The sequence below is a fragment of the Helicobacter pylori genome, from assembly GCF_016755635.1.
Classification (GTDB): Bacteria; Campylobacterota; Campylobacteria; order Campylobacterales; family Helicobacteraceae; genus Helicobacter; species Helicobacter pylori_CQ.
This window is the reverse complement of record NZ_CP051500.1, coordinates 646979-670927: the sequence shown is the minus strand read 5'-3', so window position 1 is coordinate 670927 and position 23949 is coordinate 646979. Positions and strand designations below refer to the sequence as shown.

Here is a 23949-nt window from a genome sequence, read left to right as displayed (position 1 = left end):
TTCTTTTTTGAAGTATAATAGCTCCTTTTAATCCATTTTCTTATTTTAAGGAAACTCTTGCAACATAAAACCATTATGGATAAGATCATTATTCAAGGGGCTAGGGAAAACAATCTCAAAAATATCTTTTTAGAAATCCCTAAAAACCAATTTATTGTTTTTACCGGATTAAGCGGTTCGGGTAAATCCACTCTGGCGTTTGATACTTTATACGCTGAAGGCCAAAGGCGCTATTTAGAGAGTTTGTCCAGCTATGCGAGGCAATTTTTAGACAAAGTGGGTAAGCCTAATGTGGATAAAATTGAAGGCCTAACCCCTGCGATTGCTATTGATCAAAAAACCACTTCTAAAAACCCTAGATCCACTGTGGGGACGATCACTGAGATTTATGATTATTTAAGGTTGTTGTTTGCAAGGGTTGGGGAGCAATTTTGCCCCACATGTTTAGAGCCTATTAGTTCTATGAGCGCGAGCGATATTATTTCTCAAATCTGTCATTTAGAAGAAAATTCTAAAATCATTATTCTAGCCCCCATTATTAAAGATAAAAAAGGTTCGTTTAACGATAAATTAGAAAGCTTGCGTTTGAAGGGGTATGTGAGGGCTTTTGTTGATGGGGTGATGGTGCGCTTAGATGAAGAAATCCATTTGCACAAAACCAAAAAACACACCATTGAAGCGGTGGTGGATAGGGTGGTTATCAATAGCGAAAATTCTTCACGGATCGCTAGCGCGGTAGAAAAAGCCCTTAAAGAAAGCTATGGGGAATTAGAAGTGGAAATCTTGCAAGACAACGCGCCAAGCATCAGAAAGCATTACAGCGAGCATAAGGCATGCTTTAAATGCAAGATGAGTTTTGAAGAATTAGAGCCTTTGAGTTTTTCCTTCAATTCGCCTAAAGGGGCGTGTGAGAGCTGTTTGGGTTTGGGGACAAAATTCAGTTTAGACATTAGTAAGATTTTAGATCCTAACACGCCTTTAAATCAAGGAGCGATTAAAGTGATTTTTGGGTATAACCGCAGTTATTACGCTCAAATGTTTGAAGGCTTTTGCGCTTATAATGGCATTGACAGCGCGCTTTGTTTTAACGAATTGAATAAAGAGCAACAGGACGCTCTTTTATATGGGAATGGCACTGAAATCAGCTTTCATTTTAAAAACAGCCCTTTGAAACGCCCCTGGAAAGGCATTATCCAAATCGCTTATGACATGTTTAAAGAGCAAAAGGATTTGAGCGATTACATGAGCGAAAAAACCTGTTCTTCGTGCGAGGGGCATCGTTTGAAAGCTTCCAGTTTGAGCGTCCAAGTCGCTGGCTTGAAAATGGCGGATTTTTTAACTAAGCCCATTGAAGAAGTTTATCACTTTTTTAATGATCCCACGCATTTTAGCTATCTTAACGAGCAAGAAAAAAAGATCGCTGAACCCATTTTAAAAGAGATTTTAGAAAGGGTGTTTTTTTTATACGATGTGGGGCTAGGGTATTTGACTTTAGGGAGGGATGCGCGAACCATTAGCGGAGGGGAGAGCCAAAGGATACGAATCGCTAGTCAAATCGGGAGTGGTTTGACAGGGGTTTTGTATGTTTTAGACGAGCCTAGCATTGGCTTGCATGAAAAAGACACGCTCAAACTCATCAACACCCTTAGGAATTTACAAAAAAAGGGGAACACGCTCATTGTCGTAGAGCATGATAAGGAGACGATTAAGCATGCGGACTTTGTTGTGGATATTGGACCAAAGGCTGGAAGGCATGGGGGTGAAGTGGTTTTTAGCGGGAGCGTGAAAGAATTGTTGCAAAATAACCATTCTACCGCCTTGTATCTCAACGGCACTAAAAAGATTGAGCGCCCCAAATTTGAACCCCCTAAAGAAAAGCATTTTTTAGAAATTAAAAATGTCAATATCAATAACATTAAGAATTTGAGCGTTCAAATCCCTTTAAAACAATTGGTGTGCATTACGGGGGTGAGCGGGAGCGGTAAAAGCTCGCTGATTTTACAAACCCTTTTACCCACCGCTCAAACCCTTTTAAACCATGCTAAAAAAAATCAAAGCTTGAATGGGGTGGAGATTGTAGGGTTGGAGCATTTGGATAAAGTGATTTATTTAGATCAAGCCCCCATAGGCAAAACCCCACGAAGCAACCCTGCCACTTACACGGGAGTGATGGATGAAATCAGGATTTTATTTGCCGAGCAAAAAGAAGCTAAAATTTTAGGCTATAGCGCGAGCCGTTTCAGCTTTAATGTTAAAGGGGGGCGGTGCGAGAAATGCCAAGGCGATGGGGATATTAAAATAGAAATGCACTTTTTGCCTGATGTGTTAGTCCAATGCGATAGCTGTAAGGGCGCTAAATACAACCCCCAAACTTTAGAAATCAAGGTGAAAGGCAAATCCATTGCTGATGTGTTGAACATGAGCGTGGAAGAAGCTTATGAATTTTTTGCTAAATTCCCTAAAATCGCCGTGAAGTTAAAAACGCTTATAGATGTGGGCTTAGGCTATATCACTTTAGGGCAAAACGCTACGACTTTAAGCGGGGGGGAGGCTCAAAGGATCAAATTAGCTAAAGAATTGAGTAAAAAAGACACAGGCAAAACCCTTTATATTTTAGATGAGCCCACCACCGGTTTGCATTTTGAAGACGTGAATCACCTTTTACAGGTTTTGCATTCTTTAGTGGCATTAGGCAATTCCATGCTAGTGATTGAGCATAATTTAGACATTATCAAAAACGCTGACTACATTATAGACATGGGGCCTGATGGGGGGGATAAAGGCGGGAGAGTCATTGCGAGCGGCACGCCTTTAGAGGTGGCACAAAATTGCGAAAAAACCCAAAGCTATACGGGAAAATTTTTAGCTTTGGAATTGAAATAGCTTGCATGGGGTTTGTTTGTTAAAGTAGGGCTGAATAAAATAACAGACAGCCAAATATTGGAGAGCAGAAAAATTACAAGGCTAGAGGCAATAATAGTCACTTGATCATGCAAGAGTTAGCAAGGAAGCCATGCTTTTGAAATCCATCGCATGAGAGTTTGAGAAAATATTAAGGAAAATAGAGACCAAGCCGACACTCTCTAACCATTACAGAAACGGCAATAGCGTCTCAAACCTTAATGGGAATAATCCTACCACAAACGAGTTTAAAACACAAGAGCCACAACGAATGAAGCAAGAAAAATGCGCCATAGTTAAATCCATGCTAAAGATTATAAAAAGCTTGAAATAAGCAGGTTATCAGCCATTAAAAATCGTGAGAGTGGGCGCTATTATTTTCGCCCTGTAGCCCAAATTACAAGGGGTAGGGTTAAAAAACACCCCTAAACTCACTATTTTTAGTCCCACACAAAAACTACTAATAAGGCTTTATTATCATTAAGTGTTAATCATAAATTATAAAAAATGCTAAAAAACATTTTTTATAATCAATAGTAAAGAGCCTGATTTTAGTCGCACGATAATTTGTGTAGCGTGGTCTTAGGGGTTAAAAAATGACTTTTAATTTAAAAAATAAGAAGATTAAGGCCCAACAAGATTTTATTTATTATTGTTTTCTTTCCGCATTATAATCGCTTAATGGGATCTTTGCCGAGAAGGTTGCCAAACAAAGACCCTTTCAGCAACTCGTAAAACACCTTGCTTGTTATTTTAACGGCTGTCTTCTTTGAGTCTTTAAGGTATTTGGGGAATTGCATTTTAACTTCTCTATCAATCATAGACCCCCACTTTTTATAGCGGAACTTGATCACAAATTCTGTTCCTTGTATCCGCTCTATTTTGCAACTCCTAAACCCAACCCCCAAATACTTCCTTATCAACCACTCAATGTTGTAGGGCCCTCTATCCAAAAAACGCCTGATATTTGCAGAATTAGCTTCATAACATATTGCAAGCTCGCCATTTTCAAGCAAATCAGCAAGAGTGGTGTTGTTATTATCAATCATAGGGGGCGCATAAAACCCTAAACACTCATCAACCTCTAATTCCTTAACGATAAACAATTTGCAATTGATAAAATCACCATCCTTATCATTAAGAATATCAATGATTTTATAGGAGCTACCATGCCCATAATAGATTGAGTTAGGTTTCTGTGGTTCTTTATTAGCCTTTAATCCATTAAATTCATCAAGAATACTCTCCATGAAATTATCATCATTTGCTAAAGCGGTTTTGCTATTCAATCTAACAATCGTTTCCTTATTCAATTGAACAATAACTTCGTTAGTCTCTTGATCCACTCCAACACCAATCGCTCTATAGCCAAACCTATCCACTCTTTTACTCAATTTGTTACACAACAAACCATGCAACTCCTTGTTTTTTAATTTCTTAACCATAAAATCATTCGCTAACATAAAAACTCCCCATTAATTGAACCCTCATCTTTAAATCCCTTTAAGCAAAAATCCCAAATTAAGCGTTTCTAATAAATGCTTTTTAATAACTCCATGAAATGATACTACCTTTCCAAAAACAAATCTTTTTCTTGGATTTCTGCTTCTTCGCTTAAAATCGCCGCTCTCTCCACCACGCCTAAAAGCTCTCGCACATTCCCATGCCAAGAGTATTCTAAAAGGCGTTTTGCGGCGTTTTTTGAAAAGGATTTTGGCCCCAAATGATACGCATCGCACACTTCTTTAAGCTTGATTTCAGCAATGGGTAAGATCTCTTCTACCCTCTCTCTTAAAGGCGCGATAGTTATAGGCACGATTTGCAAGCGGAAAAATAAATCTTCTCTAAATTCTTTCGCAGCGATTTTTTCTTTCATGTTAGCGTTGGTAGCGGAAATGAAACGAACATCAATTTTAACGCTCTTATTATCCCCAAGGCGCGTGATTTCTTTTTCTTGAACCACTCTTAAAAGTTTGCTTTGCAATTGAATGGGCATTTCAGCGATTTCATCTAAAAAGATCGTGCCTTTATGAGCACTTTCAAAAAGCCCCATTTTAGGAGCTGTGGCGTCCGTGAACGCCCCTTTTTGATACCCAAAAAGCTCGCTTTCTAATAAATGCTCTGGGATAGCGGACATGTTGATCGCTATAAAAGGGTGTTTAGAGCGTTGCGAATGCTGGTGGATGAAATGAGCAAAAACCTCCTTACCCACCCCGCTTTCGCCTAATAGCATGACATTAGCGTCCGTGCTTGCGACTTTTAAGGCTTGCCGTTTGCTCTCTTCTAACGCTTTTGAAGCGGCTAAAAAGCTGTGTTTGTGTGGTTTTTTTAAAGGTTTTTCTAAAGGGTGTTTTTTTTGAAATTCTAAAACTTTTTTGGTGCGATAGATGGACTCTAAAAGCAATTCTGGTTTAAAAGGCTTTTGGAAAAAGTCTTTCACGCCTAAACGAATGGAATCAATGGCTTTATTCAAGGTCGCATTACCGGTAATCACAATGGATTCATACTTGCCTTCTAAAAGGCGCAAAAATTCCAAGCCGTCCATATGGGGCATGTTAATATCCGTGATGACCAAATCAAAGCTTTCATCTAACTTGGCTAAAGCGTCTTTAGGGTTTTTAAAACTCACAATCTCTAAATCGTCTTGAAGCTCAAAAAAAAGCTCTAGACTTTTACGCATGTTAATATCATCTTCTACAATGGCGATTTTCATTCTTCTTCCTTTCTAAAAATATCTAAAAACAGCACATCTCCCACTAAACTCGCTTTAACGCTTAAGGCTTTGAGGTTAAGAATGCTTGTGGTAGTGGTGCCGTTTTTATAGCTGTGATCATAATGCGTGATAGCGACTTGGCTTTTTAAAATGCAGTCTATGACTCGCTCTTTTTCTTTTTTTAACGCTATTTCTAAAAGGAAGCGTTCTAACTTTATTGGGAGCAAGGAGTCTTTCAAATCGGGTGAGTTGCGAGTGATGATGGAGCAATGATAGTCTAAAACATAGGGGGCTGTTTTGATGCGGCTAACGATAGGTTTAGAAACAGAATACTCTTCGCCCATCACTCTAGAATCAACGATTTTCAAGCGATACGAAATTAAAAATTCTTGATCTTCTAGGGGGTTTAGAGCATGCAAAGAAACCCCTAAAAAATACAATAAAAAATACAAGAATGAAAAGAAACGCATCACTCAAACAATTGCGTGGGAGGGTTTTCTGAATTTTCTGGCTCTTCTTCTTTAGGGCAAGAATTGGCATACACGACTTTATCAGCGGTGTCTATGAGTTTTACCCCACTAGTATTTCTTCCGATGGTTTCTTTAATGTCTTTAATAGAAACTCTGATCATTTTCGTGCTTGCAGTAAGGATCATCAAATCCAGGTTTTCATCATCCACGCTGATAACGCTCACTAGATTGCCGGTCTTTTGAGTGAGCTTCATGCCAATGATCCCCTTACCTCCACGAGATTGCTCTCTATACGCTTCGGCTAAAGTTTGCTTGCCAAGCCCGTTTTCACTCACGCTCAAAAGCTTGTTGCTGTCATCGCTAATAACGACCGCGCCGACAACAAAATCATTTTCATTCAGTTTAATCCCTATAACCCCACGAGTGCTTCTTCCGATCTCGCGCACATCTTCTAAAGGGAATTTAATGAAAAGGCCCAAATACGATGCGATGAGTAAATGCTTGGCGTCTTTATCCACAATTTTTGCGCCCACTAATTCATCGCCTTCATCTAAAACAATCGCTCTGACACCACAACTCCTGTTGCTCCCAAATTCGCTCAAATTGGTGCGCTTCACCACACCATTTTTCGTGAAGAAGGCTAAAGAGCGTTCATCGCTAAAGTCTTTGGTGCTTAGAGTCGCCATGATCTTTTCATCCGGAGCGAGCGAGATTAAATTCACAACGGCTTTACCCATAGCGATCCGGCTCGCTTCTGGGATTTTATAGACTTTCAAATGATACAATTGCCCCTTATTGGTGATAAAGAGCAAAATATCATGCGTGTTAGCCACAAAAAAGTTTTCAATGAAATCGTCTTCATAAGTGCTGCCTGAAAGCTTGCCCTTACCGCCACGATTTTGCTTTTCATAAACTTTTAAATCCACTCTTTTCACATAGCCTTTATAGCTCATGCTCACCACCATAGGCTCATTAGCGATCAAATCTTCTATGTCAATATTTTCATAAGATTCTTGAATTTCAGTGCGCCTTGGAGAAGAAAACTGCTCTTTGACTTCTAAAAGCTCGGTTTTGACGACCTCATTCAAGCGATCTTCGCTTTTTAAAATGCCATTGAGATCATCAATAAGCTTTAATAAGTTTTGGTATTCTTCTTTGATTTTATCCCTTTCAAGACCTGTTAAGCGTTGCAAACGCATTTCTAAAATGGCTTTGCTTTGGATTTCGCTCAAACTAAAACGCTCCATTAAGGCGTTTTTAGCCGCTTCTGGGCTTGGGCTTGTTTTAATGAGTCGCACGATTTCATCAATATTGTCCAAGGCGATCAAATAACCCTCTAAAATATGCGCTCTGGCCTTAGCCTTTTCCAATTCAAAAATCGTGCGTCTTATAATAATGGTTTTTCTGTGGTTTAAAAAAAGGCGCAACAACTCTAAAAGCGTGAAAATCTTAGGCTCTTTATTGTAAATAGCGAGTAAAATGATGCTAAAAGTGGTCTCCATGGTGGTGAGTTTGTAAAGGTGGTTTAAGACAATTTCACTCATTGCGTCTCTTTTTAATTCAATCACCACTCTAATGCCCTCTCTATCGCTCTCATCGCGCACTTCGCTAATGCCTTCAATTTGTTTTTCTCGCGCTAAATCGCTGATTTGTTCCACTAATTTGGCTTTATTGGTTTGGAAAGGCATTTCATCTAAAACGATGATTTCTTTATTTTTTGTTTTTTCCACATGCACTTTGGCCCGCACTTTCACGCGCCCTCGCCCCGTTTTATAGGCTTCAATAATACCCGCCTTGCCATAAATGATCCCGCCGGTGGGAAAGTCAGGCCCTTTGACAAATTCCAAAATTTCATCTAATTCAGCGTTAGGGTTTTCTAAGACATGCACTAAAGCGTCTATGATTTCATCAATTCTGTGGGGGGGGATAGAAGTCGCCATCCCTACAGCGATCCCATTAGCCCCATTGACTAAAAGGTTAGGCAGACGGCTTGGTAAAATATCTGGCTCTTTTAAGGTGTCATCATAATTAGGCACAAAATCAATGGTGTCTTTATCAATATCCCTTAAAATTTCTTCACTCGCCTTGGTCATTCTGGCTTCAGTGTAACGCATCGCTGCAGCGTTATCGCCATCAATAGAGCCAAAGTTGCCCTGCCCATCCACTAATTCCAAACGCATGGAAAAATCTTGCGCCATTCTCACTAGCGCATCATAAACCGCGTTATCGCCATGGGGGTGGTATTTACCAATCACATCACCCACGATCCTAGCGCTTTTTTTGTAAGCGACTTTGGAAGTAAGGCCTAATTCATGCATCGCATACAAAATACGCCTATGCACTGGCTTTAAGCCATCTCTAGCATCCGGTAAGGCGCGCCCTATGATCACGCTCATGGAATAAGCTAAATAGCTCTCTTCAATAGAAGAATCAATCCCCACTTCTACAATATTTTTTGTTTCATTGACTGAATTATCTTGCATGTGTCTCCCTAAAATTTAATTAAAATAAAGCGCTAAAAGATAACGCCCCCAAACAAAAGCCCAAAAAATAAGCCCTATCAGTTGGGCTGCACTGGCCATGTCTTTAGCCTTTTTGGCTAAAGGGTGGAACTCGGTGCCAGTAAAATCCACAGCCTTTTCAATAGAGCTATTGATGAGTTCAACCACCACCGATAAAAAACAAGGCAAAATCAATAGCCCCCATTCTAAAAAATCTTTAGCTAGATAGCTCGCTAGAGCGATACAAAAAAGAGCCAAGATAATAATTTGCCTGAACGCGCTCTCTTCAACCCATGCGCATTTAAGCCCGTCTTTAGAATAAAAAAGGGCTTTAAAAAGGCGTTTAAACCCTTTAGCTTTGGGGGGGACTTTGAAATCACTCATGGCTTATTTTGTAAGATTGAAAGAAATTCACGCTAAGGCTTTCTAACAAAGCGTTAAAAGTCAGCTTAGCGTTGTCTTTAGCTTGGGCGTTAAGAACGATTTGGGATCGTTTGTCTTTAGCCATAGAAACAAAGGCTTGCAACAATCCTTTAAAATTTTGTTGGAGCTCTGTATTGTCTTTAAAATGGGATTGGAACAAGGCCATAAAATAGTTTTTTAAAGAAGCTAACGCGCTTTCATAAGAGATGCTAGGGGTTTGAGAGCGCAAGCTAAAATAAGGGGAAAAAAAGCCCAAACTCTCTTTATTTTGGTAATAAAAGGCTTCTAAAACATTTTTAAGATGGCGCACTTGGATAGAAACGCCCAACTTTGGCGCTAAAAAACGCAGTTTGTCTTGCAACTCTTCTATGGCTTTAGCGTCTTTAGAACTCAAGGTTTTAAAAATATTTTTAAGGGAGAGATTTTCTTGCGCCTCCATTAAACCCTCTTGAAAAAAAGTGTAAGCAAGGATATTTTCCGCATTAGTCAAATCGCATTTTAAGTTGTCGTTTAAGGTTTTTTCATCTAAAGCGTTGAATGTTAAAGAGCAATTCAAGTGCGTGGGTTTGAATTTTTCCAATAAGATATTCAAATCTTTTAGGGGGATTTGGCTGATTTTTTGCTGAATATCTTGTTCTAAAATAGGGGATTTGATTTGAGAGCTGATAGAAAGGGTAAGAGAGCTTTTGTCTAAAGAATGGAGCTTGATATTTAAATTTTTAAAATCCACAATAGGGGAGTTTTGAGAATCTAAAAAACTGAGCTCTTTAGAAGTGCATGCAATTTTAAAAAACCCTTCGCATTCAAAAGGAGCGCCTACAATCCCCATGCCCTTAATTTGGGGGCGTTGATCTAAATAAGCGTTAAGATAAGCGGTTAAAGATTTTTTAACCGACATGCTAGTAAAGAAGATAAACACCCCTAAAAGCACGCAAATTAAAGCCCCAATAACCACCATCCAAGACATGAATTTTTTAGTCAAAAAAACACCCTTTATTTTATTGAAAGCATAGTGATAGAACCCATAAAATGCGTTTTCTTATTTTGAGAAATACTGACAATATCTTGCAGTAATTTTCCACAATTTTCTTCTTCCCAAGTGTGGTTTCGTTGGTGTACAAGAACAGAAAATATCGTGTTTGTTAGGGCAAAAAAGTCGTTAGCAATGCCTTGTGTTACTTTCATAGCTTTCCTTTTAGGTGGAATTAAAATTATACCTAGTATTAAATCAAAAAAAAAGAAAAAGAGCTTAAAATTTTGAAAAAGTCCTAATTTGTGGCTGAATTTGTTGGGATTGAAGAAAAATTTGCTTGAGTTAAATTAACCCAAGCTTTTTATAAGTGTGTCAAAGAGACATAAAGCCTCTTCATAAAAAGGATCGATCGGTTTTAGCGTCTTTCTGGGGGCTGTATGCCTAGCCAATCTTTATAAAACACCTCTATATCAGGCTCAAAATCATGGATCACAGGATACCAAGGAGTTGGGGCTTCAACATCTAAAAGGATGCCGCAATCCGGGCAAATATACTCCCGATACACTTGCCAGTGAGTATCACTGGCTAAGAGTTTAGGATACACCTCTTCCATTTTTTCTGCTGTATCGCGCACATAGATGTTTGCATGCAATTTCCAATTCTCCTCTGGAGCGCAAAACGCATGACCGCATGAACACTTAATAACCCACTTCTTTTGAGCATCTTGCACCACAAACAAATGCGGCCCCAAGGGTAAGACGATTTTATCATCAAAATCTACCTTATCTTGCAACACCTTCAAATACATTTGAAACCTTTCATGATCTTTAGGCATGCTAAGCATTTTTAAGACAGTGTTCCAATCCAAGTTCCCCTCTACCAAATTTTTAATTTGTTCTTGTGTGTATTTTGACATAACCATTCTCCTTTCTTTACTTCTCATCAACCAACAGAACTGTGCGCACATCAGGCAATTTGCTCAAATCCATCCTGTATTTAGATCCATAGGTGAATACGCCAAGCTCATCTTCTTTCATGCTCCAGCTCTTTGGCAAGTTCCAAAATGTTTTAAAATCGTTTAAAAACTTGGGCGAGAGATCAAAGCTAGTCGCATACATGTGCTTAACCTGTTTGGAAGCCTCTTTTTCAAGGATAGCGTTTCTTTCTTGCTCCATCCATTGTTTTACCGGTATGGATCTAGACTTTCTGTTTTCAAGAATTTCTTTTCTTCTGGCCTTCGTTTTGGCTTCATCGCCGACCCACACGCCGTCTTTATTTTGACTCACCACCGCACCATAAACCTTGTAAGCGTATTCTGGCAATAGCTGTTTGCTATTGAGATCTTCTAAAATCGCATTCAAATCCCTTTCAATCGGATCGCCAAATCCAGGACCGCCTTTGATGTAATTCAAATACAAGTCATAATTATCAAAGCAGTTCTCGGTGGTGATGCATTGCTTATCCCTTTTGACTTGAGACGCATGAGAAATGTGCTTTTCATAATCTCTATCCGTTGGGTTAAAATCGCCTCCCAAAGGCAAGCTAGCGTTATTTTTAATCCTGTTTTTCAAGTCGGTGTTGTGCGCTTCAAACCTATAACCACTGGCCGCTGGATAGCCCCCCATCATACCCCAATCGCTATTCATATAGCCATTACCCATAAAGAACATGGTCCAATCATGTGCACCCCACACCATTCTTAAGGTTTCAAACCCGTTACCGCCTCGATATTTCCCATACCCACCGGTATTGGCTTTGACATTCCTGCCTAAATAAAGAAGAGGCTCTGCCATTTCCCAAATTTCAACATCGCCCATATCGCCTTCTGGGTTCCAAATAGCTGCTGCGTGATTCAGGCCGTCTTTTATCGCGCAAGCTCCAGTCCCACAAGAACTCGTCTCAAAGCTATTCACCGCATGGATTTCTCCATCCTGGTTGATACCACCGCCTTGCAGCCAATTGGAAGTGTTAGCGTTCCCGGAATTGACCTCTTCTAAATACCCTCGGCTGTAATACGCTTGAGACAAGCCTCTCCACAAAGCACTCCAGCCTGATACCAAGAAGTGCCACGCATAAGCATGCCCGGTGCGCCTGTCATCTGGATTCATCCAAGTCCCTTTTTTGAGCCTGAACTGCGTAGCGAAATAAGCGCCATCATTGATGCGAGAAGTGGGTATCAGCGTTTGAGTCATCATCACCCAAATACCGCTAGTGAAAGACACTTGGTTGCAATTAAAAGAGTGCCATCCCCACCTGGACGCGCCTTCAAAATCTAATTTCCATGTAGCGTCTTTATTGATAGTGATTTCCACAGGAGAGTGCATGATTGTGTCTAGCTTAGCAAATTCAGAGCACACGCCAATATCTTTATGTGCATAAGGCACATCCACAAACGCTACCTTTCTATACTTGCCTGGTATGGTCATGGATTTGATCCTAGAGATAAGGCCTCTTCTGCCCTCTTCAATCACCTCATCAATGAATCGCATGTAAGAATCAATGCCGTCTTCTTTAATGACTTCCATCACTAAATCCCTAATCATGTGGCACCCTGCAATCCTAGTCCTTTCATCTAGAATCCAATATTTAGGCGTGCGAACCGATCTTTGAGATTCATGCAACCAATCTTTAAAGCTTTCATCGTTCGCTCCTGTCTTGCGGCAAGTGATCATGTATCCATCCCCAAATCTTTGAACCTGTCCAGTGCTCATCGATCCTGGAGTAACCGAACCGGTATCAATCACATGCGTAACGCCACCTACCCACCCAATCAATTTTTCATCGTGGAAAATAGGCACAAGAGTCATAATATCGCATGGGTGCACATTCCCAATCGCGCAGTCGTTATTGGTGAAAATATCCTTGTCATTGATACCGGGGTTATCTTCCCAATTATTCTCTACCATGTATTTGATAGCTGATCCCATAGTGCCTACATGGATAATGATACCCGTAGAAGTCAGCACGCTATCGCCCACAGCGTTATAAAGCGTGAAGCACAATTCCCCCTCTTGCTCAACAATAGGGCTTGCCGCAATCCTTTTAGCTGTTTCTCTGGCATGCACGATACCGCCCCTTAGTTTAGAGAACATCTTCTCATAACCGATCGGATCTCTTTCTTTAAACTCTAGTTTTTTGAGACCATTATAATGCCCTGTTTTTTCTGTCCTGGCTAGGATTTCATCTCTAGCTTGTTTTAAAGTTTTGCCGTTTTTCAATAAATTTGCCATTTTGAACTCCTTTATTTAATTTCTTTCAAGTGGAACAATCGGTGTTTGTCTAGTCTTGTCGCAAAGCCTTTGGGTATCACAAAAGTGGTTGAATCCGCTTCAACGATCGCAGGCCCTATGACTTCATTTCCAGGCAATAATTTTTCCATTTGCCACACATCTGCATCCACCCATTTTTTATGCCGATAGAATTTTCTAACGCCTATTTTGGCTTCTTTTGGGGGTGTAGCACCATGCTCTTTTTCAACCGGAATCACAGGTTTTTGCGTAGCCACAACACCACGCATGATCACGCCGGTCACGCTAAAACCAAGCTCTGGAGAACACGCTGATTCAGAATAAACACGAGCGTAGGTTTTTTCATATTCTTTAACAATCTCTTCCCAATCAGCCACGCTTGCAGCTTTTGACACAGGAGAAGTGATCTCTAAATCATTCAATTGCCCCATATACTGCATCCTGTATCCAGGTCTTAAGATCACATCTTTTTGAGAAAATCCATTGATTTTGAACTCTTCAATCACTTTGAGGGTCAATTCATCCCATGCGTCTTGAATGATTTTGCATGCTTCTACTTTTGACTTGTCTGAAGAATACTGCGGAATGGCAATATCCACGCTCTTATCGTATCTGTATTCAAAATCAGCGCAAGCGCAACCAAAAGCGCTAAATCCAGCCGCCCACGCAGGCACTACCACATCCTTAAACCCTAAGCCTTCTGTATAGCCATAGGTATGCACAGGCCCCGCGCCACCATATGAAAAGCACACAAAATCAGACGGGCTATACCCTTTAGCGCTAATATTGGATCGCAAGTATTCTTTAAGCTCCAAATCAAGCAACTCAATCACACCCGCAGCCGCATCTTCTACGCTAATGCCTAGCGGATCAGCGATTTGTTCTTTAATGTGTTTTTTAGCCCTATCCACATCTAATTTGATCAAACCGCCTAAGAAATTATCCGGGTTCAAATAGCCTAAAACAATATGGCAATCGGTTACTGAAACCGTGTCTAATCCGCTGTCTTTCCAACAAGTGCCAACCCTATACCCCGCGCTGTCAGGCCCTAGTTTGATAGATCGACTGTGCGGATCAATGCGCACAAAACTCCCCGCACCTGCACCAACGGAATCCATAGCCACAAGCGGTAGAGATAAAACAAGGCGCGCCATATCAGGGTCAGAAGCGATGTTGAAATTGCTCTTAACGATAAGCGCCATATCAAAGCTCGTGCCGCCAATATCGCTGCATGCAATATTGTCATAACCAAGCGTTTCGCCTAGCAATTTAGATCCGATCACGCCTCCAATAGGGCCGCTCACGATCGTTCTAGCGAGCTCTTTAGCTTTCCAGCTAATGGTGCCTCCATGCGTTGCCATCACCCTAAGATCAAATTTAGCGCCATGCTCTTTGAAGCGGTTGCTGACTTTAGAGAGAGTTTGCCTGCTTGGCTCAGCCGCATAAGCTTCTAAGATAGTGGTGTTCATTCTGTGGCTTTCTTTTCTTTGAGGGTAGTAATCCACCGAAGCGAATACAGGAACATTTTTACCCAATTTTTCAATCTCTTTTAACGCTATATCTCTAACGATTCGCTCGCTTTCAGCGTTTTTATGAGATTGCAACAAGCAAATCACAATGGCCTTTGCACCTGCTTCTAAAAGCTCCTTAACAGCAACTTCAACCTCTTCTTTGCGCACTGGGATAACCACTTGACCCTTGACATCGGTTCTTTCTGTAACGCCTCTAATCCTTTTTAAAGGAATCAGCGGATCATCATACTTGTGCGTGTTGATATGCAACCTTTCTTCTAGCGCATACCCCAAATAAGATTGCAACGCTCTGCCCATAGAATGCATTTGCTCAAAACCCTTATTGCAAATTAGGCCCACTTCCATCCCGCGCCTTTGGACGACCCGATTGAGCATCGCCGTGCCTGAATACACGCAAGTGATCAACTCTGGATAAACTTTATTTACATCCGATTGCCAATGCGATAAAGCGTCTTGTGAGCTATTGTAAATAGCTAAGCTTTCATCTTCTGGGTTGCTTTGGGCTTTACCAACTACGAAACTGCCATTTTCTTTCACAAAAAATGTGTCCGTCATGGTGCCACCGGCATCAATACCCATCACCTGAACTTTTGCGTCTTTCATTTTTTAGACTCCTTAAGTATTAAAGTGTTGCTCGAGGTAACCTATCAAGGTAACCTATTCGAATTGTAGGGCTGATTTTTAAATGGAAATCATTTATTTCAAAGTTGTTTTTAATAAGGGAAAATTTGGTGTAATAAAGTGAAAAGTAGTAACAAATTCATTTAAAACGCTACCGATATTCATCTTAAATTGCCCAAAAATATCATATAAATATCATATAGGAAGAAAAATATTAAACTGATATTAAATCAAAAGGCGAAATTCAATTCTAAAGTGCCGATCTGGTGGTGCTTAGGCTGGGATTGAAAGGTTTTACTAATATCAGTGATCGTAAAAGCCACCCTGAGGCTACGCCACATCATAGCCGCTCCTATTTCACTGGCATAAACAAAGTATTCCAAATTAGCAATGCCCCTAGTTTCAGGGCTATTGCCTTGAATGAAGATGTTAAGGGGTTGGAAGCGCCCAAAAGCCCCTGCAAAAAAATAGATGGAAAATTTATCGCTATAAGGCATGCCCCCATCAAAAGCGGTATTGACCTTATTGACACCATAATCAGCGTCCAAGTTATACCCAGCCCTAAAGAGCGATCCGAGTTGGAAATAATCCCTCGCATTACCCAATTCCACATTAAACCCAGGCATTAACTCCATAGAAAAAAAACGAGTCTTTAAAAGGGGGACTTTTTTGAGCAATTGGTAGTGCAATTCAAAGATAAATTCGTTTTTGAGCTGCGTGTTCCAGCCATAAAATTGGGGGTCATGACCCCATTTATGAATGAGACGCTGCGTTTGAGCGGCCAAAGAATCTTGCCCTGTCGTGCCTAAAGAAATCGTGAATAACTCCATGAAAGTTTTATGGCGGTTATACACATTCAAATTCACCCGTAAATACCCCCCATAAGGGTGGTTGTCATGCAAATGCACCAGTTTTCTGTTTTTAAGCGAAGGGGTATACATGTCCTGGGCGAGGGAAATGCCAAAACGAGTAACCCTAGGGCTTTTATTAAAAAACCCTAAATACGAAGACCATTTCATCGCTTTATTTTTAGAAAAGTCAAACTCTTTAGTAGAAAAGCCTATTTGATTGCCTGCAGTATAATACTCATCAATGTAAGGGTTGATATAACCATCATTTTCAGTCATCAAATTGATAGAATAGCGTTTAGAGGGCGTTAATGGGGTAGGAATATCCTCTTTTGCCCATGCAAACATTCCTAATAATAAACATAAAATAAATTTGAAAAACAAAACACTTCCTTAGGTTATTATGGGGGTTATTGTAACGAAATAAGGCTTAATTGCAAGAGCGTTTAAAGGGTAAAAAGAGAAAACTTACCCCATTGAAAAGAGCATGGTTTTAGGCATAAAAAACTCACACTAAAAAATAAAACACCCCACACACGACTAAGCCTACAAAAATTAAAGTCAAAACGCAATAGCCCATAATATCTTTAGCACCCAAACCCGCAATGGCTAAAGCGGGCAAAGCCCAAAAAGGCTGTATCATATTCGTCCAAGCGTCTCCCCAAGCAATAGCCATAGAAACCACGCCTGGATCCACCCCCAAGCTTTGCCCTGCCGGGAGCATGATAGGAGCTTGAATCGCCCATTGCCCTCCGCCAGACGGGATGAAAATATTGACAATCCCTGCGCTCAAAAAAGTCATGAGCGCGAAAGTTTTTTCATTAGCGATGTGCGTGAAGGCTAAAGAAAGCATTTGCGCTAATGAATGACCCCCCACGCTATGGCTTGCCATCATCCCCATGATCCCGGCATAAAAAGGGAATTGCAATAAAATCCCAGCCACGCTCCTAGCGGAATGATTGATCGCTTTCACATAAGCTAAAGGGGTTTTATGGAGCAAAATCCCTAAAAAAAGGAAAATCGTATTGACAATGTTTAAACTAATCCCTCCTCCTTTAAAAAAATAAATACCAAGATACCCAAAACCCAAAAAAACCAAAAGATAAGAAAGCAGAGTGCTGTTTTCCAAAAAATGCGCGATCGTTTTGTCTTGTTGGTGATCAATGAGTTCTGTTTCCTTGTATTCATTTTTTAAAAGCTTTGCGTCAATCTCAACAATTTCTTCCTTTTTAGGGTGGATTATTGCCATTAAAAAGGGTAACCCTACAAGAATGATCCCTATAATGATTAAATTATAGGTAGAAAAAATCGTTTGACTGATGGGAATAGCTTTTTCAATCACCCCGGCACTTATTTTGGATAGATCTTCATTTTGGGTGGCAACGCTTAAGGGGATAGAGCCTGATAAACCCCCATGCCAGATGACAAAACCCGAATAAGCGCTCGCAATAAGCAGCCTGTAATCCACCCCTTTAACATTTTTGGCGATCTCTTTTGCAAAAATCGCGCTGATCACTAAGCCAAAACCCCAGTTGATCCAATTAGCGATCAATGATAGAAAAGTAACCAACAATAAAGCCGTATAATACCCTTTAGGTAAAGACGCCAGATATTTTAAAAGTTTTTGGACTAATTTAGCGCTAGCTAGAGCCTGACCCAACACCAAAATAAGAGCCATTTGCATAGAAAAACCTAAGAGCGTCCAAGCGCCATTCCCCCAACTAGAAATGACAGAAAAAGCGTCTTGCCCTGTCAAACCATAAACAAGAATAAACACGATAAACGATAAAAGAGTGACCAAGACAAAGGAGTCCGGCAAACATTTAGACGCCAAAAACACGCACGCTGAAGTCAAATGCCTTAATAAAAACATCAACACCCCTTTTATAAGCTATAAGCACACTTCAAATTCAGCTTCTGTTTTTTCTCTCACTTGATCAAGGCTGACACCCTCTTGCAATTCCACTAATTTCATGGCGTTATTAAAAAACTCAAACACCGCTAAATCCGTTATCAATTGATGCACCACGCCTTTTCCTGTTAGGGGCAAGGAGCATTCTTTTTTCACTTTAGACTCCCCATATTTGTTGCAATGCTCCATGATGACAATCACTTTTTTAGCGCCATGCACCAGATCCATAGCCCCTCCCATGCCTTTTATGAGCTTTTTAGGGATCATCCAATTAGCCAAATCCCCATTTTGTGAGACTTCCATCCCTCCTAAAATCGCTAAATCAATATGCCCCCCACGAATCATCGCAAACGAATCCGCGCTGTTGAAAAACGAAGCGCCCGGCACCACGGTCACGGTTTCCTTTCCTGCATTAATGAGATCCGCATCAACGCTCCCTTCCAATGGGTAAGCGCCAATCCCTAATAACCCGTTCTCGCTTTGGAAAACGATATTCATTCCGCTCACTTCATTAGCCACAAGCGTGGGTAAGCCTATCCCTAAATTCACATACATGCCCTCTTTTAATTCCTTTGCCGCTCTCTTAATGATAGCCTCTCTCATTTTGCGCTCCTTGTCGTGATTTTTTCTATCCGTTTTTCAAATTTCTCGCCCTTATAGATGTGTTGCACATAGATTCCTGGCAAGTGTATTTCATCTGGGTCCAATTCCCCAGCCGGGACAATTTCTTCCACTTCAGCGACGCATATTTTTGCCGCCATCGCGCACAAGGGATTGAAGTTTCTAGCCGTTTTTCTAAACACCAAGTTCCCAAGAGTGTCGCTTTTATAGGCTTTGATAAGCCCGTAATCGCCTGTGATCGCTTTTTCTAAAATATACTCCTTGCCGTTAAATTCCCTTGATTCCTTGCCTTGAGCGATCAAAGTCCCAACCCCGGTTGGGGTGTAGTAAGCGGGTATCCCAGCCCCTCCAGCGCGCAAGTTTTCAGCCAGAGTGCCTTGCGGTGTCAAAACGACTTCAATTTCTCCGTTCAGCATTTGCGATTCAAAAATCTTATTCTCCCCCACATAGGAAGCGATAATCTTTTTAATCTGTTTTTTTTCTAACAGAATGCCAAGCCCAAAGTCATCAACGCCGCAATTATTGCTCACGACAATCAAATCCTTAATACCTTTCTTATAAATGTAATCAATGGCGTATTCGGGTATCCCGCACAGCCCAAAACCGCCCACTAAAATAGTATCTCCGTCTTTTAAAACGCTCAATGCTTTGTCTAAATCGGTTATAACTTTGTTCATCTCATTCTCCTTATTTTTGTTCAACTACCACTGATAGCCCTTGTCCGCCGCCCACACACAATGACGCGCAGCCCACGCCATGACCGCTTCTTTTCATTTCATGCAATAAAGTCACTAATATCCTAGCACCGCTCGCACCAATAGGGTGGCCAATGGCTATTGCGCCTCCATTCACATTCACGATATTGGGGTTTAATTCAAGCTCTTTTAACACGGCTAGACTTTGCGCGGCGAAAGCTTCATTGAGTTCAAAAAGATTGATGTCATTGAGATTCATTTTGACATTTTTAAGGTTGTTTTTAATCGCAATACTAGGGCATATACCCATTATATCCGGACTGCAACCACCCAAACCAAACCCCTTAATAGTTGCCATGGTTTTTAACCCCAATGTTTGCGCTTTTTTAGCGCTGCATAAAATGATAATACTCGCGCCATCATTGATCCCTGATGAATTTCCTGCCGTTACCGAGCCGTCTTTTTTGAAAGCGGGTTTGAGCTTTGCAAGGGATTCTAGAGTCGTGTCTCTAGGGTATTCGTCTTCTTTAAAAACCACCACGCCTTTTTTATTCGCTATTTCAATAGGCGTGATTTCTTCTTGGAATTTCCCTGCATTAATGGCGGCTCTTGCTTTGAGTTGCGATTGGAGTGCGAAATTATCTTGCTCTTCTCGGCTTATGTGGTATGCTTGAGCGACATTATCAGCGGTGATCCCCATGTGGTAATCATTGAAAGCATCCCATAATCCATCATGGATCATGGAGTCTATCATGTTCGCATTCCCCATTCTTTTCCCCTCTCGCATGTCAAACGACAAATAAGGTGCTTTGCTCATGTTCTCCACGCCACCGCACACCACCACCTCATCGCGCCCAAGCATGATGCTGTCATGCGCTAACTGGATAGCTTTCATAGACGATCCACAAACCATATTGACGCTAAAAGCGTTTTTGTCATTAGGGATGCCAGCGTCTAGTTGGATCTGCCTGGCGATATTTTGACCCAAACCGGCGCCTAAAACATTGCCCAAAATGACGGAATCCACATCGCTAGGCTTAAGAGAGCTCGCATTCAAAGCGTCTTTAAGCACGCAAACACCCATTTCTCTAGCGCCCACGCTCTTTAGAGAGCCTAAAAAACTCCCTACAGCACTCCGCTTTGCCGCCACTACAACCACTTCATTCATGTCTTTGCCTTTAAGTTGATTTATCAGTCATAGTATCACTTTTAGGTGATTGACACCCTAACAGGTTTGATTTTGTTTTGGGTTTTGTTTTAGATTGAGGGCGATCCGTTTATTTTTTTCACAAAAATATTATTTTAGCGTTCAATGATTATTGCACAATACAGTTTCAAGTGTGGATCTAAAATCAAGCAGATACGCGCTTTAGACTCATGTTTCTCTAACGCTTTAAAAAATTTCTTTCTAAGCAGTCTTTGCCTAGTTTCAGGGTTTTAATTAGGGTTTCAAGCAAACTCCCTAATCTCTTTCTCTAAAGCGTTAATAAAAACGCTTGAATAGGATTTTTCTTTAGGGAATTTTTCTAAAAAATCGCTCAATAGCCCAAGGTATTGCTCCTTATTTAAAGCGCCTTTTAACACTTCGTATTTTAAAAAAAGCCAGTAAGTGTTAAGCACATCGCTTTGGCAATAGCTGTCAATAATTTCTTTTTTCTCCTTTTGGCTTATCTTAGGGTTGTAATAAATCGCATGCACTAAATCCCCGCTCACATCAAATTTACCAGGAATATTCGTCATGGAGCAAACGCCATTTAAATTCAACCCCCTAACGGATCCATAATGGCTCAAGCTATCCATTAAATCCAAATGAAACTGCTCGCTATAGCGCGCACGGTAATTTTCCCATTTGTTTTCTTGGCTATAAAAGGCGTCCAAAGTTAAATTGTATTTAAGGGCTTTGAGCGTGAGTAGGGGCATGTCAAAACCTCTGCCATTGAAACTTATCAAGCGCGGTTGCTTTTCGTTAAAGTATTTGAAAAAGTCTTCTAAAAGCTCTTTTTCGCTCGCAAAATCTTCTCTGTTTTCATGTTTTTGACCAAAATTCCCCACTTTGATAAACTTCCCGTAATCATCGCCTATGACCGCTGCAATAGAGATAATTTCATGCAAATAAAGAGGCAAAAACTCGCTCCCGCTTTTTTCTTTTTGCTTTTCAAAACTCCGTTCACAGATTTTTAGCACATCATTTTCTTCTAATTGAAAATGCTCTTTACACAAGCTCACGCTAGGAATGGTTTCTATATCAAACACGCACAACATCACACACCCCTTTCGCATTTTGATATTCTTGTCTCGCTTTTATTATATAACAATTAGTCTTATAGCGCTATAGTACTAACTTTTAATATCAAAACTATATAACCAAAAATTAAAAAACTTATTTGGAGAATTGGAAGTGGAAGAAATCATTGTCGCTCTTGTGGGCCAACCTAATGTAGGGAAATCCTCCCTCATCAACGCTTTGAGCAACGCCCATTTGAAAGTGGGGAATTTTGCCGGGGTTACCGTGGATAAGATGGAAGTGAGTTTGATCCACAAAGAGCGTCAAATCACTATCATTGATTTACCTGGCACTTACGCGCTCAATGACTTCACCACTGAAGAAAAAGTTACTAAAGATTTTTTAGAAAAAGCCCAATACGATCTCATTCTTAATGTGGTGGATTCCACCAATTTAGAGCGTAATTTAGCCTTAAGCGTGCAGCTGTTAGACACGAATAAAAAAATGCTTCTTGCGCTCAACATGTGGGATGAGGCGCAAAAAGAAGGCATTAAAATCAATACCAAAAAGCTTTCTCAAGAATTAGGGGTTGTGTGCGTACCTACAAGCGCAAGATCCAAAGAAGATCGCTTGAATACAGAGCTTTTATTAGATGAAATTGTCAGGCTTTATTCTCAAAACACTACAAACAATGAAAGCATAAAAGTCCCGTCTCAAAGTTTTAAGGAGTCTTTAAAATACAGCCAGAGCGCTCAAAGAATCGCTCAATTAGTGATCAATGAAAACAAACAAAATGCGAGCTTTGAACACACCTATAAGATTGATAAGATTTTAATGCACAAGCGTTATGGGATTTTCATTTTTTTAGGGTTTATGTTTATCATTTTTTCTTTGAGCTTTTTAATAGGAGGCGGAGCGCAAAAAGCGCTTGAAGCAGGGTTTAAATTTTTGAGCGATAGCGTTAAAGAAAATGTGGCTAATGAAGATTTAGCGTCTTTGGTGGGCGATGGCATTATTGGGGGAGTGGGAGCGACGGTTTCATTCTTGCCTTTAATTGTGGTGTTGTATTTTGGGATTTCTTTACTAGAAACGACAGGCTATATGAGTAGGGTAGCGTTTTTATTAGATGGGATCTTGCATAAATTTGGCTTGCATGGGAAGAGTTTTATCCCTTTAATCACCGGTTTTGGCTGCTCTGTACCCGCTTACATGGCGACAAGAACCTTACAAAACTATAACGAACGATTGATCACGCTTTTTGTGATTGGGTTTATGAGCTGCTCGGCAAGACTCCCTATTTATGTGCTGTTTGTAGGCTCGTTTTTCCCTTCTTCAAGCGCGGGATTTGTGCTGTTTTGTATTTATATTTTGGGGGCGGTTGTGGCATTAGTGATGGCCAAATTACTCAAATTAAGCGTGTTTAAAGGACAGACCGAATCCTTTATCATGGAAATGCCCAAATACCGCTTTCCTAGTTGGAGAATGGTCTATTTCAGTATCTATACCAAATCGCTTTCTTACCTTAAAAAGGCCGGGACTTATATTTTAGTGGGAGCGATTTTAATCTGGTTTATGTCTCAATACCCTAAAAGCGATGCGGCTATGAAAACTTATAAACAAGAAAGCTTGTTAGTGGATAAAGACACCACCCTTTCAAGCGAAGCTAAAGAAGAAAAATTAAAAGAATTAAAAACCAAATTGGATCAAAAGAATTTAAAAAATAGCATTGTAGGAAGAGGTGGGGCGTATTTAGAAAAAGTCTTTAGCCCTATGGATTTTGATTGGCGTTTGAGCGTCTCGCTTGTAACCGGATTTATGGCTAAAGAGGTGGTGGTTTCTACTTTGGGGGTGTTGTTTTCTTTAGGGGATCAAGATGAAAAATCTGACGCTTTTAGAGAGATTTTAAGAAAAGAAGTCAGCGTGCCTAGCGGGATCGCTTTTATCGTGTTTGTGATGTTTTATATCCCTTGTTTTGCAGCGACCATTACTTTTGGTAGGGAAGCTGGGGGGATCAAGTTTGTTGCGTATTTATTCATCTTCACAACCGTTGTAGCGTATGCGTTTTCCTTGATAGCTTTTTATGTAACCCAAATTTTGGTTTAAAGCCTAGCCATAAAGGGTTAAAAACCCTTTATTTGTTTAAAATTCACCCCATTAGAAATATTAAAAAATTTTTATTTTTCTCCTAATCTTTTCTATAAACATTCGCATTAATCGGCATTTTTGATAAAAAAGTCATTAATATTATCTAAATAATAATTTTTTAA

General features: G+C 40.4%; 19 protein-coding genes. 3 read left to right on the top strand and 16 right to left on the bottom strand.

Annotation, left to right across the window (positions count from 1 at the left end; all coding sequences use genetic code 11):
- The first annotated feature begins 57 nt into the window (after window positions 1-57).
- Together uvrA and HG567_RS07755 are read left to right on the top strand one after the other, a co-directional pair.
- Complete coding sequence (gene uvrA / locus HG567_RS03105; protein ID WP_202140119.1) at window positions 58-2883, top strand: excinuclease ABC subunit UvrA; 2826 nt, start codon at window positions 58-60, stop codon at window positions 2881-2883.
- Window positions 2884-3049: 166 nt separating this feature from the next.
- Window positions 3050-3235, top strand: a complete 186-nt coding sequence (locus HG567_RS07755; protein WP_147748114.1) for a hypothetical protein — start codon at window positions 3050-3052, stop codon at window positions 3233-3235.
- A 334-nt stretch (window positions 3236-3569) separates the two neighbouring features.
- Here HG567_RS07755 and HG567_RS03100 read toward each other — a convergent pair whose 3' ends face one another.
- The 16 genes from HG567_RS03100 to HG567_RS03025 form a co-directional block, all read right to left on the bottom strand.
- Window positions 3570-4364, bottom strand: coding sequence for a hypothetical protein (locus tag HG567_RS03100; protein WP_202163978.1), 795 nt, complete (start codon window positions 4362-4364; stop codon window positions 3570-3572).
- A 104-nt stretch (window positions 4365-4468) separates the two neighbouring features.
- Entirely contained in the window at window positions 4469-5614 is a 1146-nt protein-coding gene (gene flgR / locus HG567_RS03095) for a transcriptional activator FlgR (RefSeq protein WP_202163977.1), read from the bottom strand.
- A complete protein-coding gene (locus HG567_RS03090) occupies window positions 5611-6084 on the bottom strand; it encodes a hypothetical protein (protein WP_202140117.1) in 474 nt (157 codons plus the stop codon). The genes flgR and HG567_RS03090 overlap by 4 nt, the downstream gene beginning before the upstream one ends.
- Window positions 6084-8567, bottom strand: coding sequence for a DNA topoisomerase (ATP-hydrolyzing) subunit A (gene gyrA / locus HG567_RS03085; RefSeq protein WP_202163976.1), 2484 nt, complete (start codon window positions 8565-8567; stop codon window positions 6084-6086). Before gyrA ends, HG567_RS03090 begins: the two co-directional genes overlap by 1 nt.
- 15 nt (window positions 8568-8582) lie before the next feature.
- Window positions 8583-8969 (bottom strand): diacylglycerol kinase, encoded by a 387-nt coding sequence (locus HG567_RS03080; RefSeq protein ID WP_202140115.1) that lies wholly within the window; start codon window positions 8967-8969, stop codon window positions 8583-8585.
- Window positions 8962-9990 carry a hypothetical protein gene (locus HG567_RS03075; RefSeq protein ID WP_202163975.1) on the bottom strand — a complete coding sequence of 343 codons (1029 nt, stop codon included), beginning with the start codon at window positions 9988-9990 and terminating at the stop codon, window positions 8962-8964. Before HG567_RS03075 ends, HG567_RS03080 begins: the two co-directional genes overlap by 8 nt.
- Window positions 9991-10001: 11 nt before the next feature.
- Window positions 10002-10193 carry a DUF262 domain-containing protein gene (locus HG567_RS03070; RefSeq protein WP_139521908.1) on the bottom strand — a complete coding sequence of 64 codons (192 nt, stop codon included), beginning with the start codon at window positions 10191-10193 and terminating at the stop codon, window positions 10002-10004.
- Between the two features lie 203 nt (window positions 10194-10396).
- Window positions 10397-10897, bottom strand: a complete 501-nt coding sequence (locus tag HG567_RS03065) for an acetone carboxylase subunit gamma (RefSeq protein WP_001862402.1) — start codon at window positions 10895-10897, stop codon at window positions 10397-10399.
- 16 nt (window positions 10898-10913) lie between these two features.
- Window positions 10914-13211: a hydantoinase B/oxoprolinase family protein gene (locus HG567_RS03060; protein WP_202163974.1), complete on the bottom strand. Its 2298-nt coding sequence runs from the start codon at window positions 13209-13211 to the stop codon at window positions 10914-10916.
- Between the two features lie 11 nt (window positions 13212-13222).
- A complete protein-coding gene (locus HG567_RS03055) occupies window positions 13223-15364 on the bottom strand; it encodes a hydantoinase/oxoprolinase family protein (RefSeq protein ID WP_202163973.1) in 2142 nt (713 codons plus the stop codon).
- Window positions 15365-15612: 248 nt separating this feature from the next.
- Window positions 15613-16614, bottom strand: a complete 1002-nt coding sequence (locus HG567_RS03050) for a lipid A deacylase LpxR family protein (protein WP_202163972.1) — start codon at window positions 16612-16614, stop codon at window positions 15613-15615.
- Between the two features lie 124 nt (window positions 16615-16738).
- Window positions 16739-18103 (bottom strand): TIGR00366 family protein, encoded by a 1365-nt coding sequence (locus tag HG567_RS03045; protein ID WP_202163971.1) that lies wholly within the window; start codon window positions 18101-18103, stop codon window positions 16739-16741.
- 18 nt (window positions 18104-18121) lie between these two features.
- A complete protein-coding gene (locus tag HG567_RS03040) occupies window positions 18122-18745 on the bottom strand; it encodes a 3-oxoacid CoA-transferase subunit B (protein ID WP_202163970.1) in 624 nt (207 codons plus the stop codon).
- On the bottom strand, window positions 18742-19440 hold the full coding sequence (locus tag HG567_RS03035) for a CoA transferase subunit A (RefSeq protein ID WP_202163969.1): 699 nt from the start codon (window positions 19438-19440) through the stop codon (window positions 18742-18744). The genes HG567_RS03040 and HG567_RS03035 overlap by 4 nt, the downstream gene beginning before the upstream one ends.
- A 10-nt stretch (window positions 19441-19450) precedes the next feature.
- Window positions 19451-20626: an acetyl-CoA C-acetyltransferase gene (locus HG567_RS03030; protein ID WP_202140110.1), complete on the bottom strand. Its 1176-nt coding sequence runs from the start codon at window positions 20624-20626 to the stop codon at window positions 19451-19453.
- Between the two features lie 281 nt (window positions 20627-20907).
- On the bottom strand, window positions 20908-21720 hold the full coding sequence (locus HG567_RS03025; RefSeq protein ID WP_202164021.1) for a 3'-5' exonuclease: 813 nt from the start codon (window positions 21718-21720) through the stop codon (window positions 20908-20910).
- A 136-nt stretch (window positions 21721-21856) separates the two neighbouring features.
- On the opposite strand from HG567_RS03025, the gene feoB reads away from it, so the two are divergent.
- Complete coding sequence (feoB, locus tag HG567_RS03020) at window positions 21857-23785, top strand: ferrous iron transport protein B (protein ID WP_202140109.1); 1929 nt, start codon at window positions 21857-21859, stop codon at window positions 23783-23785.
- Window positions 23786-23949 lie beyond the last annotated feature (164 nt).

What these genes read in the sequence shown, in the direction of transcription:
- HG567_RS03030 (WP_202140110.1), bottom strand. Translation starts at nt 20,626, where the DNA reads ATGAATGAAGTGGTTGTAGTGGCGGCAAAGCGGAGTGCTGTAGGGAGT.
- gyrA (WP_202163976.1), bottom strand. Translation starts at nt 8,567, where the DNA reads ATGCAAGATAATTCAGTCAATGAAACAAAAAATATTGTAGAAGTGGGG.
- HG567_RS03070 (WP_139521908.1), bottom strand. Translation starts at nt 10,193, where the DNA reads ATGAAAGTAACACAAGGCATTGCTAACGACTTTTTTGCCCTAACAAAC.
- HG567_RS03025 (WP_202164021.1), bottom strand. Translation starts at nt 21,720, where the DNA reads ATGTTGTGCGTGTTTGATATAGAAACCATTCCTAGCGTGAGCTTGTGT.
- HG567_RS03100 (WP_202163978.1), bottom strand. Translation starts at nt 4,364, where the DNA reads ATGTTAGCGAATGATTTTATGGTTAAGAAATTAAAAAACAAGGAGTTG.
- HG567_RS03060 (WP_202163974.1), bottom strand. Translation starts at nt 13,211, where the DNA reads ATGGCAAATTTATTGAAAAACGGCAAAACTTTAAAACAAGCTAGAGAT.
- HG567_RS03045 (WP_202163971.1), bottom strand. Translation starts at nt 18,103, where the DNA reads ATGTTTTTATTAAGGCATTTGACTTCAGCGTGCGTGTTTTTGGCGTCT.
- HG567_RS03065 (WP_001862402.1), bottom strand. Translation starts at nt 10,897, where the DNA reads ATGTCAAAATACACACAAGAACAAATTAAAAATTTGGTAGAGGGGAAC.
- HG567_RS03080 (WP_202140115.1), bottom strand. Translation starts at nt 8,969, where the DNA reads ATGAGTGATTTCAAAGTCCCCCCCAAAGCTAAAGGGTTTAAACGCCTT.
- HG567_RS03055 (WP_202163973.1), bottom strand. Translation starts at nt 15,364, where the DNA reads ATGAAAGACGCAAAAGTTCAGGTGATGGGTATTGATGCCGGTGGCACC.
- flgR (WP_202163977.1), bottom strand. Translation starts at nt 5,614, where the DNA reads ATGAAAATCGCCATTGTAGAAGATGATATTAACATGCGTAAAAGTCTA.
- HG567_RS03090 (WP_202140117.1), bottom strand. Translation starts at nt 6,084, where the DNA reads ATGCGTTTCTTTTCATTCTTGTATTTTTTATTGTATTTTTTAGGGGTT.
- HG567_RS03040 (WP_202163970.1), bottom strand. Translation starts at nt 18,745, where the DNA reads ATGAGAGAGGCTATCATTAAGAGAGCGGCAAAGGAATTAAAAGAGGGC.
- HG567_RS03035 (WP_202163969.1), bottom strand. Translation starts at nt 19,440, where the DNA reads ATGAACAAAGTTATAACCGATTTAGACAAAGCATTGAGCGTTTTAAAA.